At 71.8% G+C, this 18,914-nt stretch carries 14 protein-coding genes; 9 read left to right on the top strand and 5 right to left on the bottom strand.

Features of this window, described 5'->3' with window-relative positions:
- The first annotated feature begins 22 nt into the window (after positions 1–22).
- The 3 genes from rsgA (at position 23) to ACZ5VQ_RS37945 (ending at position 3,517) form a co-directional block, all read left to right on the top strand.
- Positions 23–1,129, top strand: coding sequence for a ribosome small subunit-dependent GTPase A (gene rsgA / locus ACZ5VQ_RS37955; protein WP_469108951.1), 1,107 nt, complete (start codon positions 23–25; stop codon positions 1,127–1,129).
- A 493-nt stretch (positions 1,130–1,622) separates the two neighbouring features.
- Positions 1,623–3,038: a DNA-3-methyladenine glycosylase 2 family protein gene (locus tag ACZ5VQ_RS37950; RefSeq protein WP_469109028.1), complete on the top strand. Its 1,416-nt coding sequence runs from the start codon at positions 1,623–1,625 to the stop codon at positions 3,036–3,038.
- The gene (locus ACZ5VQ_RS37945; RefSeq protein ID WP_469108950.1) at positions 3,035–3,517 is read left to right on the top strand and encodes a methylated-DNA--[protein]-cysteine S-methyltransferase; all 483 of its coding nucleotides are present in this window, start codon (positions 3,035–3,037) and stop codon (positions 3,515–3,517) included. Before ACZ5VQ_RS37950 ends, ACZ5VQ_RS37945 begins: the two co-directional genes overlap by 4 nt.
- Before the next feature lie 9 nt (positions 3,518–3,526).
- Here the strand turns inward: ACZ5VQ_RS37945 and ACZ5VQ_RS37940 are convergent, their stop codons facing one another.
- Positions 3,527–3,898 (bottom strand): PPOX class F420-dependent oxidoreductase, encoded by a 372-nt coding sequence (locus ACZ5VQ_RS37940; protein ID WP_469108949.1) that lies wholly within the window; start codon positions 3,896–3,898, stop codon positions 3,527–3,529.
- Between the two features lie 102 nt (positions 3,899–4,000).
- Here ACZ5VQ_RS37940 and ACZ5VQ_RS37935 point away from each other — a divergent pair, with 102 nt between their 5' ends.
- Positions 4,001–5,254, top strand: a complete 1,254-nt coding sequence (locus tag ACZ5VQ_RS37935) for an SGNH/GDSL hydrolase family protein (protein WP_469108948.1) — start codon at positions 4,001–4,003, stop codon at positions 5,252–5,254.
- Between the two features lies 1 nt (position 5,255).
- On the opposite strand, the gene ACZ5VQ_RS37930 is transcribed toward ACZ5VQ_RS37935, so the two are convergent.
- The 3 genes from ACZ5VQ_RS37930 to ACZ5VQ_RS37920 all read right to left on the bottom strand — a co-directional run bounded on the left by ACZ5VQ_RS37930 (position 5,256) and on the right by ACZ5VQ_RS37920 (position 9,278).
- Positions 5,256–7,598, bottom strand: a complete 2,343-nt coding sequence (locus ACZ5VQ_RS37930) for a glycosyl hydrolase family 95 catalytic domain-containing protein (protein WP_469108947.1) — start codon at positions 7,596–7,598, stop codon at positions 5,256–5,258.
- Positions 7,599–7,748: 150 nt separating this feature from the next.
- A complete protein-coding gene (locus ACZ5VQ_RS37925) occupies positions 7,749–8,234 on the bottom strand; it encodes a DUF456 domain-containing protein (RefSeq protein WP_469108946.1) in 486 nt (161 codons plus the stop codon).
- 36 nt (positions 8,235–8,270) lie between these two features.
- Positions 8,271–9,278 (bottom strand): helix-turn-helix domain-containing protein, encoded by a 1,008-nt coding sequence (locus tag ACZ5VQ_RS37920; RefSeq protein ID WP_469108945.1) that lies wholly within the window; start codon positions 9,276–9,278, stop codon positions 8,271–8,273.
- Positions 9,279–9,753: 475 nt separating this feature from the next.
- Here ACZ5VQ_RS37920 and ACZ5VQ_RS37915 point away from each other — a divergent pair, with 475 nt between their 5' ends.
- A complete protein-coding gene (locus ACZ5VQ_RS37915) occupies positions 9,754–11,859 on the top strand; it encodes a protein phosphatase 2C domain-containing protein (protein WP_469108944.1) in 2,106 nt (701 codons plus the stop codon).
- 100 nt (positions 11,860–11,959) lie between these two features.
- Positions 11,960–13,702 carry a pyruvate dehydrogenase gene (locus ACZ5VQ_RS37910; protein WP_469108943.1) on the top strand — a complete coding sequence of 581 codons (1,743 nt, stop codon included), beginning with the start codon at positions 11,960–11,962 and terminating at the stop codon, positions 13,700–13,702.
- 79 nt (positions 13,703–13,781) lie between these two features.
- On the opposite strand, the gene ACZ5VQ_RS37905 is transcribed toward ACZ5VQ_RS37910, so the two are convergent.
- Positions 13,782–15,218 (bottom strand): helix-turn-helix domain-containing protein, encoded by a 1,437-nt coding sequence (locus ACZ5VQ_RS37905; protein WP_469108942.1) that lies wholly within the window; start codon positions 15,216–15,218, stop codon positions 13,782–13,784.
- Between the two features lie 319 nt (positions 15,219–15,537).
- Here ACZ5VQ_RS37905 and ACZ5VQ_RS37900 point away from each other — a divergent pair, with 319 nt between their 5' ends.
- The 3 genes from ACZ5VQ_RS37900 to ACZ5VQ_RS37890 all read left to right on the top strand — a co-directional run bounded on the left by ACZ5VQ_RS37900 (position 15,538) and on the right by ACZ5VQ_RS37890 (position 18,848).
- A complete protein-coding gene (locus ACZ5VQ_RS37900) occupies positions 15,538–16,224 on the top strand; it encodes a hypothetical protein (protein WP_469108941.1) in 687 nt (228 codons plus the stop codon).
- Between the two features lie 213 nt (positions 16,225–16,437).
- A complete protein-coding gene (locus tag ACZ5VQ_RS37895) occupies positions 16,438–17,250 on the top strand; it encodes a serine/threonine protein kinase (RefSeq protein WP_469108940.1) in 813 nt (270 codons plus the stop codon).
- 59 nt (positions 17,251–17,309) lie between these two features.
- A complete protein-coding gene (locus ACZ5VQ_RS37890) occupies positions 17,310–18,848 on the top strand; it encodes a serine/threonine-protein kinase (protein WP_469108939.1) in 1,539 nt (512 codons plus the stop codon).
- Positions 18,849–18,914 lie beyond the last annotated feature (66 nt).

The raw sequence follows: 18,914 nt of genomic DNA, 5'->3' as shown, positions 1-18,914 counted from the left end.
GCCGCCTTGTGAAGGGCTTCCCTTGAATCTCTCTTCTCTTTCGACTTCCCCGCACCCTCTCTCCCCCTACGGCTGGGACGAGGGTTGGGAAGCCGAGTTCGCTCACCATGCCGAGCAGGGCCTCCTGCCCGGCCGTGTCGTACGGGTCGATCGGGGCCTGTGCGACGTCATCACCCCGCTCGGCACCGTGCGTGCCGACACCGAGTTCGTCGTCCCTCGTGACCCGATGAAGGTCGTGTGCACGGGGGACTGGGCCGCCGTCGACCCCGAAGGCAGTGATCCGCGCTACGTGCGGACGCTGCTGCCGCGCCGTACCGCCTTCGTCCGGTCGACCTCCTCAAAACGCTCGGAAGGACAGATCCTCGCCGCCAACGTCGACTTCGCGATCATCGCGGTGTCCCTGGCGGTGGAACTCGACCTCGGCCGCATCGAACGGTTCCTGGCGCTGGCCTGGGAATCCGGCGCACAGCCCCTGGTCGTACTCACCAAGGCGGACCTGGTACCGGACGAGCTGGGCCTGTCCTACCTGGTCCAGGACGTCGAGACGACGGCACCGGGCGTACAGGTGCTGGCCGTCAGTTCCACCTACGGCGACGGCCTCGACGTCCTGGGCGCCGTAGTGTCCGGCGGGACGTCCGTGCTCCTCGGACAGTCGGGTGCCGGCAAGTCGACGCTCGCGAACGCGCTCCTCGGCGAGGACGTGATGGCCGTCCAGGCGGCACGTGACGTGGACGGCAAGGGCCGCCACACGACCACGACCCGAAACCTGCTCGTACTCCCCGGCGGGGGCGTACTGATCGACACACCAGGACTGCGCGGGGTCGGACTCTTCGACGCCGAGACCGGCGTCGGCCAGGTGTTCTCCGAGATCGAGGAGCTCGCCGCCTCCTGCCGATTCCAGGACTGCGCCCACGAGGCCGAGCCCGGCTGCGCGGTGCTCGCTGCCGCGGACTCCGGCGTACTGCCCGAGCGGCGGCTGGAGAGCTACCGGAAACTGCTCCGGGAGAACCAGCGGATCGTGGCCAAGACGGACGCGAGGGTCCGAGCAGAACTCCGGAAGGAATGGAAGCGGCGGGGCGCGGAGGGCCGGGCCGCGATGGAGGCGAAGCGGGGGGTTCGGGAGCGCTGATTTTCGTCCGCGGACGCGTGCGGGGCTGGTTGCGCAGTCCCCCGTGCCCCTGAGGGGGTGGTGGGCCGCCGGTCGTCCGCGGATCGCGGTCGCGCGGCGGCTCCTCGCCCATGGGGGACGGGGCCGCGGGGGAGGATCCGTCCTCGGTCTGGCGCGACTGCGTGAGCGTAGATCGAAGGGGGCCGGTGTGGTGGACGCGCAATCCGCCGCCGCAGGACACCCCTCGGACCGCACGGCGGCGCGATCGCTCCCGGCCCCCCACCGGTCTGCAAGCCGCCGACGCGAGCGGGGCGGGGCCGTGCCGGTATGTCAACGTTCGCGACATACGGCTCCCGCTGGAAACGCCCACCCATGAAACTCAGGGCAGTATGCCCCGCAGTCGCGAACGTGACATACCGGCACGGCCCCGCCCCACCACCCACCCACCGACGGCGAGCGTCACGTCCGATTTCCGCCAGCCGGGTGCTCGACGGCGACGCAGACTGGAGGGGTGATTGACGAAGAGACCAGGTATGGAGCGGTGCGGAGCAGGGACGCCCGGTTCGACGGGGAGTTCTTCTTCGCGGTGGAGACGACGGGGATCTACTGCAGGCCGAGCTGCCCCGCGGTGACGCCGAAGCGGGAGAACGTCCGGTTCTACGCGACGGCCGCCGCCGCGCAGAGTTCCGGGTTCCGGGCGTGCCGCAGGTGCCGCCCCGACGCCGCGCCGGGTTCCGCCGAGTGGAACGTACGCGCGGACGTCGTGGGCCGCGCGATGCGGATGATCGGCGACGGGGTCGTGGACCGCGAGGGAGTCGCCGGACTGGCCGGGCGGCTCGGCTACAGCGCCCGCCAGGTGCAGCGGCAGCTCACCGCGGAGGTGGGCGCAGGCCCGGGGGCCCTGGCACGGGCCCAGCGGGCCCACACCGCGAGGGTGCTGCTGCAGACCACGGAGCTGCCGATCACGGAGATCGCGTTCGCGGCCGGGTTCGCGAGCGTGCGGCAGTTCAACGACACGATCCGGACTGTGTACGCCTCGACACCGACCGAACTGCGCGCCGCCGCACCCCGCCGAGGCGCAGCCTCGCGTCGTGCGGCCACTCCGTCGGCGGGGATCCCGTTGCGTCTGGCCCACCGCGCCCCCTACCGGGCCGGTGAGGTCTTCGACCTGCTGGCCACCGAGGCCGTCGCCGGTGTTGAAGAGGTGACCGGCGGTGCGGGCTCCCGTACCTATCGACGGACCCTGCGGCTGCCGTACGGCACCGGCATTGTCGCCGTGGGCGAGCGACTGTCCGGGACCGCCGCCCACGCGGGCGGCTGGCTCGACGCCAGGCTGCACCTCACCGACCTGCGCGATCTCACCACAGCTGTGCAGCGGCTGAGGCGACTCCTGGACCTGGATTCCGACCCGTACGCCGTGGACGAGCGGCTGGGAGCAGACGAGCGACTGGCACCGCTGGTGGCGGCCAGGCCCGGGCTGCGTTCGCCCGGGGCCGCCGACCCGGAGGAGCTGGCCGTACGGGCCCTGGTCGGACGGGACGAGGCAGAGCGCCTCGTGCGGGCGTACGGCAAACTGCTGGACGCGCCCTGCGGAACGCTCACGCATGTCTTTCCCGAGCCGGCCGCACTGGCCGAGACGGGCGGCACGCTGGGCGCCCTCGCCACAGCGCTCGCCGACGGCAGCCTGAGGCTGGACCCGGGTGCCGACCGCGAGGAGGCACAAGCCACGCTGCTCGCCCTGCCCGGCATGGATCCACGGACCGTGGCAGTCATCCGCACCCGTGCCCTGGGAGACCCCGACGTGGCACCACCGGACGAGGACGTCCCCGACGCCTGGCGCCCCTGGCGCTCCTACGCCCTGCGTCACTTGAGAGCGGCCGACCGGACAGAACCCATGACCACGAGCGAGCTGGAAGAACACCGACGATGACGAACGTCCACTACGCCGAGCTCGACAGCCCTGTCGGCCAACTCCTCCTCACCGCAGACGAGTCAGGGGCCCTGACCTCCCTCTCGGTCCCCGGGCAGAAGGGCGGCCGCACCGTCCAGCCGGACTGGCGGCCCGCGCCCGAGCTCTTCGGGGACGCCCGAGAGCAGCTCGCCGCCTACTTCGCCGGTGAACTCAAGGAGTTCCAGCTGGAGTTGAGAGCGAGCGGCACGAAATTCCGGGAGCAGGTCTGGGACGCCCTCGACTCCGTCCCCTACGGGGCGACCACCACGTACGGAGAGATCGCCGCGCGGATCGGCACGTCGCGCGTAGCCGTGCGGGCCGTCGGAGGCGCGATCGGTGCCAACCCACTGCTGATCGTCCGGCCGTGCCATCGGGTGATCGGCGCCGACGGGTCGCTCACCGGCTACGCGGGCGGACTGGAGCGGAAGCTCCAGCTGCTGAGGCTGGAAGGCCGATGACGACCCGCCCTAATCCTCCTCCAGGCCCCAGCTGTGGATCCGCCGAGGGTGGATGCGGATCAGTTCCTCGCTGAAGTGCGGGCCCATCTCATGGGGCCCGGTGAGGAGTTCGGCCTCGCCCCGGATGTCCACGCCGCGCACCTTCCAGGGGCGGAGGCTGACGATGTCGTCGATGACGAGGGCGACCTTGGGGTTCTTCTGGAGGTTGCGCCACTTCTTGGTGGTGCCCATGGCGTATCCGCCAACGAGGATCGTGCCGTCGTCCTGCGGAAAGAAGCCCACGGGGTTGGCCTGCGGCTGCCCATGCTGATCGACGGTGGCCAGCCGGCCCAGTCGCTGGGACTTTAGGTACACCCGTTCGGCTTCACTGAATGCGGTCATAGCTGCAGCCAAACACGGATTTCGTGTCCTCCGCATCGGATCCTGGCCCTAGGTCCGGAGACCCGCACCTGGCCGGGCTCCGTCGGCGGAAGGCAGTGACGCATGGTCAGACAGACGCTGGTTGCCGTGGCCGGAGTGCTGACACTCACGCTGATGGGTACGGGAGTCGCCCACGGCGGCCGGGAGCCCGTCGCGCGGACCGCTCCCGCGTGGACCACTCCCGCGCGGACCGCCCCCGCTCACTGGACCGGCACCTGGGAAGGCTCCGCCTCCGGTACCGCGGCCGCCCTCCCCGGCGCCTCGATCCGTAACGTCGTGCACACGAGCGTCGGCGGTACGGCAGTCCGCGTACGGATCTCGAACCGTCTCGGCACCCTGCCGCTGGCCCTCGGCGGAGCCACCCTCGCCCGGCAGGCGCGCAACGCCCCCAAGAGCCCGGACGCCCTCCCCGGCACGATGCGTACGCTCACGTTCGGCGGGCGGAAGCGGGTCACCGTGCCGGTGGGCAGGGACGCGGTGAGCGACTCCGTGACGCTGGCTGTCCCGGCAGCCACCAATCTCCTCGTCACCCTCCACACACCCGGGGACTCGGGCCCGGCCACGTACCACCGAGACGCCCTGCAGACCAACTTCGTCGCCCCGAAAGGCAATCGGGTCGCCGACGTGAGGGGTACGGCGTTCACGGCGACCACACGCTCCTGGTACTACGTGACCGGCGTCGACGTACGGCGGGCGGAGGCCGCGGGAAGCGTGGTCGCGCTCGGGGACTCGCTCACCGACGGCTCCGGTTCGACACCGAGTGCCAACAGGCGCTGGCCCGACCGCCTCGCCGAGCGCATCCGTGCTCTGCCCGCGCGCCGGCAACAGGGCGTCCTGAACGCGGGAGTCGCCGGGAACCGGCTGCTGCTCGAAGGCCGTGGGCCCAGCGCCCTGGCCCGCTTCGACGCCGACGTCCTCTCCCGCACCGGCGTGCGCACGCTGATCGTGATGGAGGGCATCAACGACATCAAGAGCGCGCCGAACCAGACCGACCCGGCCGCCCTCGGTGCCGCGTACCGCGAGATCGTGCGGCGCGCCCACGCCCGAGGCATCCGGGTCGTAGGGGCCACGCTCACCCCGTTCGGCGGCTACGGCGGATACACGGACAAACGTGAGCGCGTACGGCAGGAGGTCAACCGAATCATCCGTACCGGGGGACTGTTCGACGCGGTCGCGGACTTCGACGCCGTAGTCCGCGACCCGTCCCGGCCGTCCCGCATGCTGGCCGCCTACGATCCCGGCGACCACCTCCACTTCAACGACGCGGGCATGCGGGCCCTCGCCGACAGCATCGACCTGAAGGCCCTGGCGGGGTAGTTCACGGGGCGGCGGGCAGGCCCCACCGCGGGGCTTCCTCGTTCGGCTCGACGGGCGCGATGCGCAGGTCCGGCCGGTCGCCCTTGACGGTGATGAGCGCCGACTCGCCCTTGCGCAGGGTGACTTGAATCGCTCCGTCACCCACGTCCTTGAACCGCAGCGGCCGTCCACGCCCGTCCCGCACCTCGATCGCGCCGGCCATCCCATGCCGTACGACACAGGGGGCGCCCGCCTCGCTGACCAGCCGCACCCAGCGGGTCCTCCCGCCCTTCCGCACCGCGCTGAGCAGGAAGGCCCCCTGGGTACGGAAGTCGTGCACCGTCAGATCGGCCCAGGCGGCGGGCAAGGCCGGGAAGACGCGGATGACGTCGCCCCAGGACTGGCAGATCATGTCGTGGACCGACTGGGCGGCGGACAGCGGGGTCTCGATGACCGGGCCCGACTCCTTGTACATGGTGTTGGGCTGGATGAAGCGGGTCATCAGCTGGCCCAGGTACGACAGCGCGTCCTCGCCCTTGCCGAGCAGCGCCGACATCGAGGCCGCGCCCGTGAACGTGTAGCCCTGGAGCGCGCCCTCGAAGCCGACCCAGTGGGCCAACGACTTCTCGATCAGGGCCTTTTCGTCCGGGGTGTCGCCCGTCAGCTCGTACAGCGGGTAGACGGCCAGGAGGTGGGAGTAGTGGCGGTGCGACTTCGCGAAGGGGATGTCCGCACCGATCATGAAGCCGTTCGTGTCGGTGGGGTAGGCGGCCCGTCTGGCCAGGACCTCGCGCCAGCGGGGCGCCAACGTGTCGTCGATGCCGAGGAGTTCGGCGGATTCGAGGAGGGTGCGGCAGCCCCAGGTCAGCAGCATCAGGTCGTAGTTGCAGTCCCGCGAGTTGCCGCCGTACTCGGGTGAGAAGGTCGCCGGGAGGTGCAACTTGCCGTCCGCGCCCGGCTCCAGGAAGTGCAGGTAGTAGTTGACCGCCTTGCGCAGGAGCGGGAACAGGACGTCCCGGAGGATCGACCTGTCCATGGTGTGGCGGTAGCTGAGCCAGACGTTGTGCAGGGCCCAGGTGAGGTTGCCGACCTCGGGGGTCGGCGGGTCCTGGCCGGGGATGCCGACGCCGTATCCGAGTACGGGGTCCGTCGCGCCGCCATTGACCAGCGAGGCGTCGGTGGTGCGCGGAATGCCCAGCGAGTCGCCGCGGTAGGCGGGCGCCATCTCGGCCTTGAGGTGGTCGCGGAACTCGCTCAACGACCGTGTCACGGCGTCGAGTTCGAGGTGGTTGGAGCCGTGGATCAGCCAGTACTCCAGCTGCACGTTCAGGTTCCACCAGGTCGCGGGCCACGGCGTGGGCTCAAGCCAGGGGCCGCTCGTGGCCATCGCGGGGGCGTCACGACGGGCCGCGGACGCCGTCTTGTAGAGCTGGATCCAGTAGAAGCGCTGGATGCGCGCGTCCGGGAGGGAGAGGAAGCTCTTGCGGTAGAAGGCGTGCCACCAGGCGCGATGCGTCAACGCCAGTGCGTCGTACGGCAGGAGTGCGGTCGTGCGGACGGTGGCCAGGGCCTGCCGCAGCGCCGTCGACTTCGGGTAGGAGTGCGCGACGTTGACATACAGGGTCCGCCGGGAGCCCAGCGTCCGCTCCCGCCATGCGGTGACGTGCTGGCCGCCGGAGAGGAGCGGTTGAACGGCCGCGGACACGCCGTCGTGCTCCTCGATCTCGGCGGGCGGGTTGCCCGCGTATCCCGCCGGGACCGGCTTGAACGCGGCACGGGGGCTGATGGCGTCCGCCGGGTGGAACACCCACCGGAACTCGCGCTCGCCCTTGCTCGGGGTCACCTCGACGGCGAGCACGGAGCGGGTGGTGTGGATCAGGGCGCGGATGGTGAGGGTGCCGCGGTCCGTGGTGAGCGTGCCGGTCAACTCGGCGTCGCGCAGGCCGAGTCGCCAGTCGAGGCCGGTGATCGCGCCCACCGGCTCCAGGGTGAAGTGGCCGATCGGCAGCCGCGCGAGCCCGAAGAGGGAGCCGAACTGCGGGCGGTGGTCCTGCACTTCGGAGTGCTGGATGTTGAAGCGGACGGCCTCGGTCTCCCGGCCCGGTTCGGCGTAGATCCCGGAGCCCAGGAAGCCGTTGCCCAGGTACGGGCCCTCGTACCAGGTCTTCGGCAGCCGCTCCCAGACCAGGTCGGCGTCGTCGAGGACGGTTCGCCAGGGGTCGGAGGAGGTGGAGGGGACGTACGAGGCGTCGGGGGCGCTTCCATGGTCGGCCGCGCTCGCCTGCGCCGGGAGGCCGGTGGCGAGAAGTGTCCCGCCGAGGGCGGATCCGGTGGCGAGCACGGTTCGTCTGGACGGGCTGGGCATCGCGCCTCCTGGCGGCTCGTTCCACTGCGTGCGCTCCGGAGATTCATCGGAGCTATCCCAAGGCGCAACGTAGAGAAGGTGCGAGATGGCGTCAATATGAAGGGAGAGATCCGATGTGTGGAGCGTGTGGGTGGAGTATGCGGCGCGGGATCACGGTCCCCAGATCACAGCTCCCAGCCACGCCCCCGTGATCAGCAGGCAGGCGAACAGCTCCACCAGCACGCTGGTCCCGCCCGCCCGCATCACCGAGCGGACCGACGCCTTCGCCTCCCCGTGTCCGCCGAGCCGCAGCCGCTCGGCGAGATAGGCGCCGCCGAGATAGCCGGGTATCGCGCCCAGTACGGGCAGGAGAAAGAAGCCGAGCAGGGCCCCGACACCCGCGTACGCCGCCATGCGCGGGGTGGCGCCGCTCGCGCGCAGCCTGCGCGGCGGCAGCCGCCAGCGGATCACCTGGGCGAGGAACAGGACGGCCGTGGCGCCCACGAGCACGGCCCACGAGAGCGCCTGCGGATCCTCGAACGCCCACCACAGGACCGCGGCCCACACCAGCCACGACCCCGGCGCGCCGGGTACCAGCACTCCGCTCAGGCCGAGCAGCAGCACCACCCCGACCAGCAGGAGTTCCCACGCTCCCATCTGTCCAGAGTGCGGGAGAACGGGCGAAACCGCAGGTCAGTCCTGTCGCTCCCGGGCCACCCAGCCCTTCTCGTACGTGTGCCAGCCCAGCTGGAGCCGGGTCGTCACGCCCGTCAGCTCCATCAGGCGCTTGACCCGGCGCTGCACGGTCCGCAGGCCCAGGTCGAGCTGCTTGGCGACGCTCGCGTCGGTCAGTCCGGCCAGGAGCAGGGAGAGGATCTCCAGGTCGGTGCCGTCCGGCCCGTCCCGCTCCTCCTCCGTGACCGCGTCGGGCGCGCCCAGACGCAGCGGCAGCGCGTCCCGCCACACCGACTCGAACAGGCCCGACAGCGATTCCAGCAGCCCGCTCGCGTGGACCACGAGGGCCGCCGGCTCCAGGGTCCGCGAGGTCAGCGGCACCATGGCGAGGGCGCGGTCGGCGATCACCAGCTTGGTCGGCACCGTGTCCACGACCCGTACCTGCTCGTCGCGGCCGAGTGCGGCGGACAACTCGGCGATGCCGTTCGGCAGGTGCAGCACCGACCGCTCGACGACCACGCGGTAGCGGACGCCGCGGTCGGCGGCCTGCTCCTCCGCGTCGTTGTCGGTGCCGGAGACGACGACCGGGTTCCCGGTGACCAGGGCGCACACCTCCTCGCTCGCGCCGAGCTGGAGCTGCAGGAACCGCTGGGCTACCGCGGCCGCGCCGGTCACCACCTCGACCAGGTCGTGCGCGGCGGGCTCGACGGCCCGGGCGCGGTACTCCTCGGCGAGCAGGGCGGCCGCCAGTTCCGCCTGGTCCAGCTCGTGGCGCCGCTGGGTGAGCAGCGCGCCGATTGCGACGCCGGGCGGCGCCGCGACCCAACGGCCCGGCCGGGCCGACGACTGGGCGGCCAGCCCGTGCCGTTCCAGCCGGCGCAGCGCGCGCTCGGTGTCGTGCTCGCCGAGCGTGAGCCGCCGGGCGAGATCGGGCACGTCGGCGGCGCCCACGGACACCAGTGCCCGGTAGGCAGACTCGTGTGTCTCGTCCAGCCCTATCGCTGTCAGACCTGTCGCTCCCGGCATGCGGCGACGCCCCTCCCCGAAGACCCGGCCGTGGCGGAAAACGGCCACGGCGTAAAACCGCCTCGGCACATCATCCCCGTACCCTGCGTCTCTCTGCCAAGGTGGCGCCACCGCAGCATGACGCGCGGGCCGTGGCGAGGACCCGCCACGGACCGGTCGGGCCGAGTACGCGGTGGGTGGGCGGGGCGGCGAACGGGCCGCGGCCGCCGGGCACAGCTGTCCCTCAGCGAGGCGCGTCACACTCAGGGCCGAACCGGGTGACTCCCAGGAGAACTGGGGAACCCGGCCGTTCAGACGGTGACCCGGGCGTACGGCGTGCGCCGGGGCCCGCGGTCACACCGGCGCCGCCGGGCGGTTCTCCCGTGGGGGGTGGGATCGCCCGGCGGTTTCGTATCGCCGTTCGACGCCCAACCCCGTGGCCGGTTTTTCCGGATGCACCGTTTTCATCCGGCCTCCGCGGTGGACAATTAGGGGCATGAGCCAGCAGGGGGAGAAGCCCACCGGTCAAGAGGACGACTGGTGGGGGCAGCTGTACGACGACTCCACGGGGGACACGGGGCCCGCGGCCGCGGCCGACTCCCTCGACGACCGCTTCGCCTCGGCGTCGGACACCCTGGGCGCCCCGGCCGACGCGCCCCCGCCCACGCCCGTCACGGGCCCGGCGATCCCACCGCCCCGCACCCGAACACCGACCGAACGCCGCCGCCTCGGCAGCGGCTCGGAACCGACCGATCCGGCGAGCGACGCCCCTGCCGACCGCGGACCCACGGCCGACGGCCTCGTCGCCGACGGCCCCGCGGTCACCGGCTTCGGCACGGGCTGGCCGGTGGCCGGCTGGGGCCCGAGCGAACGCCAACCGGAAGCAACGGCCGGGCCGTCTCCTGCGGGGCCTGCCCCCGCAGGGCCACCACCTGGCGGCCCTGCGCCTGGAGGGCCCGCACCCGGCGGATCCGCGCCCAACAGGCCCGCGCCCGGGGGACCTGTGCCCGGGGGACCTGTGCCCAATGGGTCCGCTGCTGGCGGGCCCACGGTCGATGGGCCGGCTGCCGCCGCCGGCCCCACGCCCGGACGTGCGGCTCACGGACCGTGGGCAGGTGCCCCGCGCGGGCCCGCGCCCGGTGGCGAACCGGAGACCGGCGGAGAGGCACTCCGGCCGGGCGGGCCGGAGACCGACCCGCTGCGGCGCAGCGGACTCCAGCGGCAGCGGGCGCCCTGGGAGGCCCCGCCCGCCGAACCACCCGGCCCGGCCTCCTTCCCACCGGACTCCCAGCCGCCCGTGTTCCGACCAGTGGCGCCTCAGCCGCCGGACTCCCAGCCGCCGCCGGACTCTCAGCCGCCCGTGTTCCGACCAGTGGGCCCTCAGCCGCCGGACTCCCCGCCATCGGGGTTCCACGCCTCGGTGCCCCGCAGTGGTACGTCCACGGAGGCGCCCGGCGCCGGGACGCCCGCGTCACGAGCCCCCTCGGGCGCATCGCCGCCCCCCTCCGACGCATCACTGCCGCCCGCCGACGCCTCCCCGTACGCCCCGCCCGCCACCCTCGCCGACGCCCCGTCCGGCACCCCCTCGGACCAGGACCCCGTACAGGCGCCCGTGCAAGCCCCCAACCTCCCCAGCCCCGTCGACTACGTCGGTTCCGGACCGCCCACCTACGACGCCGAGCCGACCGCCCTGCCTCCCGCCGACGCGGACGACCTCGACGATCTCGTGGCGGACACCGTGCTGGACGGGGCGGCGTACGGGACGTCCACTCTGCGGGCCGTGTCCGTGCGGGGGGACTCGGCGCGCTATCGGGGCGAGCCGCGCAGGGACTCCCTGCTCACCGCCCGCTTCGGCGTCGGGGACGGCGCCCTCGTGCTGGTCGCGATGGCGACCGGGGCCCGTGCCACCCCCGGCGCGCACCGGGCCGCCGCCGAGGCGTGCCAGTGGATCGGGCGGGCCGTCGGCCGCAGCCACGCGCGCCTGGCGGAGGACATCAGGGCCGCCCGGCGCGGCGACCTCAAGTCGGGACTGCACCGGCTCACCGACCGCAGCCTCGGCAAACTGCGGGCCAGCGCCGCCGAGCAGGGCATCGAACCGGAGGAGTACACCGCGAGTCTGCGCTGCCTCCTCCTCCCCGGGGACCCCGAATGCCGTACGCGCGTCTTCTTCGGCGTCGGAGCGGGCGGCCTCTTCCGGCTGCGCGACGGCGAGTGGCAGGACATCGAGCCGCACGTCGCCGACACCACCGGCGAGGCCGTCGTCGGCTTCGGATCGCTGCCGCACGAGACCCCCGACGGGGACCGGCTCACCATGGACCTCGGCATCACCACACCCCCGAGCCCGTACGAACCCGCCCCAGAGCCGCCGCCCCGCGACCCGTTCCGCTTCCGGGCCTCCGTCGCCCGCCCGGGCGACACCCTCCTGCTGTGCACCAGCGGTCTCGCCGAACCCCTGCGCGGCGAACCCGGCCTGGCCGAACACCTCACCTCCCGCTGGTCGGACGGTGATCCGCCCGGCCTCGCGGCGTTCCTCGCGGACACCCTGGTACGGGTCAAGGGGTACGCCGACGACAGGACAGCCGCAGCCGTTTGGGAGGCGTAACCGCGCCCGCTGTGAATTCATGGGACATGAAAGGGCACCTGTGACAGCGAAAGACAGCTGAAGAACAGCTAGCTGAAGACAGCTGAGGGGCGCGTGACTCATGGCCAAGCAGAACGTCGCCGAGCAGTTCGTCGACATCCTCGTCCGCGCGGGCGTCAAACGCCTGTACGGAGTCGTGGGCGACAGCCTCAACCCGGTGGTCGACGCCATCCGACGCAACTCGGCCATCGACTGGATCCACGTCCGCCACGAGGAGACGGCCGCCTTCGCGGCGGGAGCGGAGGCCCAGATCGCGGGCCGGCTCGCCGCCTGCGCAGGCTCCTGCGGGCCGGGCAACCTGCACCTCATCAACGGCCTCTACGACGCCCACCGCTCCATGGCCCCGGTCCTCGCCCTCGCCTCGCACATCCCCTCCAGCGAGATCGGCCTCGGGTACTTCCAGGAGACCCATCCCGACCAGCTGTTCCGCGAGTGCAGCCACTACAGCGAGATGATCTCCAACCCGAAGCAGATGCCCCGGCTGCTCCAGACCGCCATCCAGCACGCGGTCGGACAGAGCGGCGTGAGTGTCGTGACGCTGCCGGGCGACATCGCCGACCAGCCCGCCCCCGACAAACCCGTCGAGACCGCTCTCGTCACCTCCCGCCCCAGCGTCCGACCCGGCGACACCGAGATCGACAAGCTCGCCGCGATGATCGACGAGGCCGACAAGGTCACCCTCTTCTGCGGCAGCGGCACCGCGGGCGCGCACGCCGAGGTCATGCAGTTCGCCGAGAAGATCAAGTCCCCGGTGGGGCACGCCCTGCGCGGCAAGGAATGGATCCAGTACGACAACCCGTACGACGTGGGCATGAGCGGACTCCTCGGGTACGGCGCCGCCTACGAGGCCACCCACGAGTGCGACCTGCTGATCCTGCTCGGGACGGACTTCCCGTACAACGCCTTCCTGCCCGACGACGTCAAGATCGCCCAGGTCGACGTACGGCCCGAACGCCTGGGCAGGCGCTCCAAGTTGGACCTCGCGGTGTGGGGCGATGTGAAGGAGACCCTGCGCTGTCTCACCCCCAAGGTGAGCCCCAAGAGCAACCGCCGCTTCCTCGACAAGATGCTGAAGAAGCACGCCGACGCGCTCGAAGGCGTCGTGAAGGCGTACACGCGCAAGGTCGAGAAGCACGTCCCGGTCCACCCCGAGTATGTCGCCTCCGTCCTCGACGAACTCGCCGACGAGGACGCCGTGTTCACGGTCGACACCGGCATGTGCAACGTATGGGCGGCCCGCTACATCTCGCCCAACGGCCGCCGCCGCATCATCGGTTCCTTCTCGCACGGCTCGATGGCGAACGCGTTGCCGCAGGCCATCGGCGCGCAGTTCACCGACCGCGGACGCCAGGTCGTCTCGATGTCGGGCGACGGCGGATTCTCCATGCTGATGGGCGACTTCCTCACCCTCGTCCAGTACGACCTGCCGGTGAAGGTCGTCCTCTTCAACAACTCCTCCCTGGGCATGGTCGAGTTGGAGATGCTGGTCGCCGGCCTTCCCTCGTACGGGACCTCCAACAAGAACCCCGACTTCGCCGCCGTCGCCCGCGCCTGCGGTGCCTACGGTGTACGGGTCGAGAAGCCCAAGCAGCTCGCGGGCGCGCTGAAGGACGCCTTCCGGCACAAGGGCCCGGCGCTCGTCGACATCGTCACCGACCCGAACGCCCTGTCGATCCCGCCGAAGATCAGCGCGGAGATGGTGACCGGGTTCGCGCTGTCGGCGTCGAAGATCGTGCTGGACGGGGGAGTGGGCCGGATGCTGCAGATGGCCCGCTCCAACCTGCGCAACGTGCCGCGACCGTAGGCAGCCGCCTCAGGACACCCCCTCAGGACACCGCCTCAGGAAGAAGCCTCCTCGGGACGCATCTTCGGGACGCCGTGGCTCAGTCGGTGCGGGGGACCCACTGGCGGTCCGAACCGACCGAGCCGTACCAGTAGCGCGGGAGACCCTCGACGCCGCTGGTACGGAACGGCTTGCCGTGATCGTCGATTCGGATCGTGCCGGTGCGTCCCTGGGACGACCAGTCGAGTTCCAGGTACCAGCGGCAGTCGCAGGAATTCGTCCGTGCGTTGACGAGCAGCACCTCCGGGTCCTCGGCGGACACCCGGTAGGGCATACGCATCGCAGGGATCGTCCCGTCGACGTCACCGCCCGGGACCGCGCGTGCGATGGGCCGGTCCTTGTCCAGGTCGACGGCGAAGGAGCGCGGGGTGATCGCGCCTCCGCAGCCCTCGTCCATGGAGTAGCCGGCACCCCGCAGTTGGGTCGAGCGCCCGACGACCCGTACCCGGAGGGCCTCCAGGACGACGGCGGTGGACGACTTTCCCTGGACCGAGATCTTCACGATCGTCTCGCGCCCGTGCACCGCGTTCTGGCTGGCCGCCCACCTCGCGGCGTCCTGTGTGATCGGAGGCGGTGGTACCTGCTCCGGCTTCCTGTCGACGACGTACTCGTGGCCGCAGTCGAACGTCCAGCCGTGCGAGTTCGCGGTCCAGGTCAGCGGGAGGCCGGTGGAACCGGAACCGTTCGGCCGGCCGGCGTTCGCCGACGGCTCGCCGTCCTTGCCGGGGGGTGTGGACGCCTTTCCCTTGCCTCCGGCCGACGGTGAGGACGACGACGGTCCGGAGACCTTGGGCGACGGGCTCGTGGACCGGCGGTCACGCGGGTCGCCGGTGGCCGTCGTCGAGGTCGGGCCCTCGCTCGGGCCGACGTTCCGGGAGGCGTCGTCGGACCGGCGGTCGTCGGACAGGGCGGACAGGCTGCCCAGCGTGACGAGCAGCACGGTCACCACGGCGGCGGTGACCGCGACCCGCCGCCGGTACCAGGCCCGGCGGGGGCGCGGACCCGAACCGCCGGAGGAACTGGAAACGGTCGGCACGCTCGATACGGGGTCGGCCTCCGCCTCCGTGTCCGCGTCCGCGTCCGCGTCCGAAGACTCTGACTCCAACTCGTCGCTTTCCTCGGGCCCGGAGCCCGCTGCGTCGGCGACCGGAGCCGGAGCTGAAGCCGAAGCCGGAGTTGGAGCCGGATCCGCACTCTCCTGCGCCCCCGACCCCCGCGGCCGCTGTCGTGCCGCCACCGCCAGGATCCAGAGGCGGTGGAGTTCGAGCCGCTCGGCCGGTGTCGCCCCGCACAGTGCGGCGAACCGCTCCACGGGGGCGAAGTCGAGCGGCACCGCGTCACCGGCGCAGTAGCGGTGCAGCGTCGAGGTGTTCATGTTCACCCGGCGTGCGAGGGCGCCGTAACTGCGGTCCGTGCGCGCCTTCAGACGCCTCAGCAGTGCCGCGAACTCCTCGACGTCGTCGTCCCGAGTCGACACCGTGCCCCCGTGCTTCTCGTCGTGGCCCCGTGGTCGAAGGGGCGGTTCCGTCCCGGGAGGGCATCCCAGGCACTCCATGTACCTGCACGTCAGATGGCCTGGGATGGTTCCACCGTCGCGGACCCGGCGCTGTCTGTTGCGCAGGCCCCGAGTGACGGCTGATGCTCTTGGTGTCGCACCGACCGCCGCCGGACCGACCACCCGGTGGCAGCCCACGACCGGGACGGGCGTCGACACCCGTGCACACGGATTCTTCCCGTGTGCACCTCACTTCACCGACCAGCGCTGATCAATCACGCACTCATACACAGGGGGACCCATGTCCAAGCGCACCCGAGCGGCCTCGCTCACCACATTCGTCGCCGCGAGCGTCGCTTTCGGTGCGGTGCTCGCCGGCCCGGCCGACGCCACGGGGAAGGACTCCGCGGGGAAGGACGCGAGCGTCTCGAAGCACACGTCCACGAACGCCTCGGCGAAGGTGAAGGCGGCCGCGTGGCCGAAGTTCCTGTCGGCCTCGCAGCTGCCCCCGCACCCCACGTCCTCCTGGACGGCGGGCAAGGTCACGGACGGCGTGCCGGACGAGGTCCGGTTCTGCATCCAGGACACTCTGCCGGGCTACGACTCCCGGTACCGCGACTTCCGGACCGACCTTGAGACCAACGCCCAGCAGCTCACCTTCGTCGTCGGCAGCAGCGCCAAGGCCAAGGCCCTGGCCACGCGGCTGAACAAGGACATCCGGGCGTGCGTCACACGGATCGAGCAGTCCGACCCGGAGACCGAGGCCGCACTGAAGGACTACGGCAAGCTGCCGGTCGAGGAGGGCGCGCACGCCTACGGCCTGCACACCGAGACGTCCTGGGGCGCCACCGACATCAACCTCTACTCGGTCGGCAGGGACGGCCGGGCCGTCACCCTCGTGCACTGGGGGCAGATGGGCGATTTCTCCGACGCGCCGGTGAAGGCGTTCAAGAAGACGACCACCACAGCGGTCAACAAGCTCTACTGACCGCTGCCGGGGGGAAAGGGCTGGAGCCGCCCTCCCGCCACGGGGGTGTGAGAGGGCGGCTCCTCCGCACGGGCAACACCGGGCACCAAGGGGCACCAAGGGCATCGGGAGCAAGCAGCCCCGAACAGCGGCGAGGCGAGAACCGGCCGCCGCCGGTGCCCGTGATTGATCTGCGCACTACAATCCTGGCGACCTCATCGGGGGAGAGCCGTCGTGGAAACGATCATTGTCCAATTACCGGGTCCGTCGTGGGCGGACGGCGAGCACGACCGACGCGAAGGCGGGCCCGGACCCGGACTGCTGCACCTGGGGCCCGGCGACATGGCCGACTTCGGGCGCGGCGGGTCGGGAGCCGCGGACCTGGCGGTCGTCCTGGCCGACCCGGGCGTCTCGCGGCGCGCCGGACGGCTGGAGGCCGCCGAGGACTACTGGCGGCTGTCCAACTTCAGCCGGACCGCCGCCTATGTGGTGGAGAACCTGGAGGGCGCCGGCGAGTACCTCACGGTGGCCCCCGGCCGCCTCGGCGCGCCGGTCCCCTTCGAGTTCTCCCGTGTCGTGCTGCCCGCACTGAACGGAACCGTCGACTTCAAGGTGTTCGCTCCGCAGCACGCCTACCTCGACGAGCGGTCCGTGCCCGGTGCCGGTGACCAGACCGTCAACCCCTTCGCCCTCGACCAGACGTCGAAGTACTTCCTCGTCCTGGTGGCGCTGTGCGAGCCGCGGCTGCGCGAGCCCTCGGACACGACGCTCCCCGGCGCGGGGGAGATCGCGGAACGGCTGCGTCCGCTGGACTCCTGCCGCGATCTGTCCCGATCCGCGGTCAACTACCACATCGACTACCTGTCCTTCGCGAAACTGCGCCTGGACCAGGGGGACATGGAAGGGGAGCAGGGCGGTCGTACCGGTGCCAAGCGCGCCCGGCTGGTGGCGTCGGCGCTCCGGTTCGGCCTCGTACGCGAGGAGCACCTCGCCCTGCTTCCGCGCCGGACGGCGAGCCGCCGGTCCGTACAGGAAGCTCCCGCGTGACACCGTCGTCCAGTGCGGAAGGCTCCCACCCGCCTCCGCCCCTCGAAGAAGGCCCCGCTTTGACCCCCCGCACCCCCCGCACAGACCCCTCGCCGCACCTCCCCGCCGGTTTCCGCATCGACGGCTGGGAGCTCGGCGCACCCATCGGCTCCGGCGCCTGGGGCACCGTCCACGAGGCCCGTTCCGTCGCCGACGGCACTCCGGTCGCGGTGAAGGTGCTGCGCACCGACGCCCTGGCTCCGGGACAGCGGGCCGCCCTCGGTGAACTCGTCCAGCGCGAAGCGCGGTTCAGCCGGGAGGCGGACCACCCCAACCTCGTACGGACCCATGCGGTGTGCACCGTCGAGGCGCCGGACCATCCCGATCTGGACGGTTCGATCGCCCTGGTCATGGACCGTGCCGAGCGCAGCCTCCAGGACGTGCTGGACGGCTCCCCGGTCGGCTGGCCGATCCCCGACGCGGACCGCGTACTGCGTTCGGTGGCCGCCGGTCTCGCGCACATGCACGGCGCCGGATGGGTGCACGGCGATCTGAAACCGGCCAACATCCTGTTGAGCGCGGACGGCGACGTGTGGCTCGCCGACTTCGGGGTCGCCGCCGAACTGGAGGGCACCCACGCCCACATGCCGCCGCTCGGCACCCTCGACCATCTGCCGCCCGAGTGGTGGTCGCAGCGCACCGACGCGCGGGGCACGGTCGTCCGGACGACCGCCGACATCTGGGCCTTCGGCGTCCTCGCCCACCAGGTGCTCACGGGTGGGCTGCACCCGTTCCCGGGGGCCACCGCCAGGGCCCGCTCCCTCGCCGCCCAGTCCTACGCGCGCGGGACCGCACCGCTGCGTCTGGACGCCGGCATCGAGGAGAGCCGGCGCCGGCTGATCGCCGACTGTCTGGCGCCGGACCACGCCACGCGTCTCCAGTACACCGCCGACGTCCTCAAGGCCCGCGTCGACGAGCTGTCCGGCGCGCCCCGCCGTCGCCGACGGCTGGTGCCGGTCGTCGCGGGCGTCCTCGCGGGGGCCGCCGCCGTGACCGGTGTGCTCCTGCTGCGGGGTGACGGCGGTGACGACGACGCGGACGGCCGTGGCACGTCCGCCACGGCCACGGCCACGGGCAGTCCGGTGGCGGTGGCCGCTGGGGAGATCCCGCCGGACTCGGACGTGCCCGCGGCACTGCGCCCGGTCATCGTGAAGGCCGCACACCGCTGCACCGACAAGGAGATCACCCCCATCGTGCTCGCGGCCATGCTCAAGGCGGAGAGCGGGTTCGACGCGAAGGCGGCCCGCCCGGCCTCCGAGGAGTTCGGCATCGCGATGTGGACGCCCTCGGTGTTCCGGGCCTGGGCCGTGGACGGGGACGGCGACGGCGACAAGGACCACATGTCGCCGCCCGACGCGATCTCGACGATGAGCCTGTACGTGTGCTGGCTCGACCAGCGTTTCAAGGAGGCCGGGCTGCCGGAGAAGGACCTCGTCAAGCTCGTCGTGGCCGGCTACCGCACGAGTGACCGCACGATCATCGAGGAGCGTGGTGTCCCGGAGCGCGTGCGGCCGCACGTGGACAAGGTGATGCGCTATCTCGCCGACTACGAGCGGTGACTTTCCCGCCGACTGCGAACGGTGAGCCGGGACCCGGCGAACAGCGAGCCGGGACCCGGCAGGCGA

The organism is Streptomyces sp. NPDC033178, from assembly GCF_055577685.1.
The sequence above is the reverse complement of the archived record's forward strand: the minus strand, read 5'-3'. Positions and strand labels throughout refer to the sequence as shown.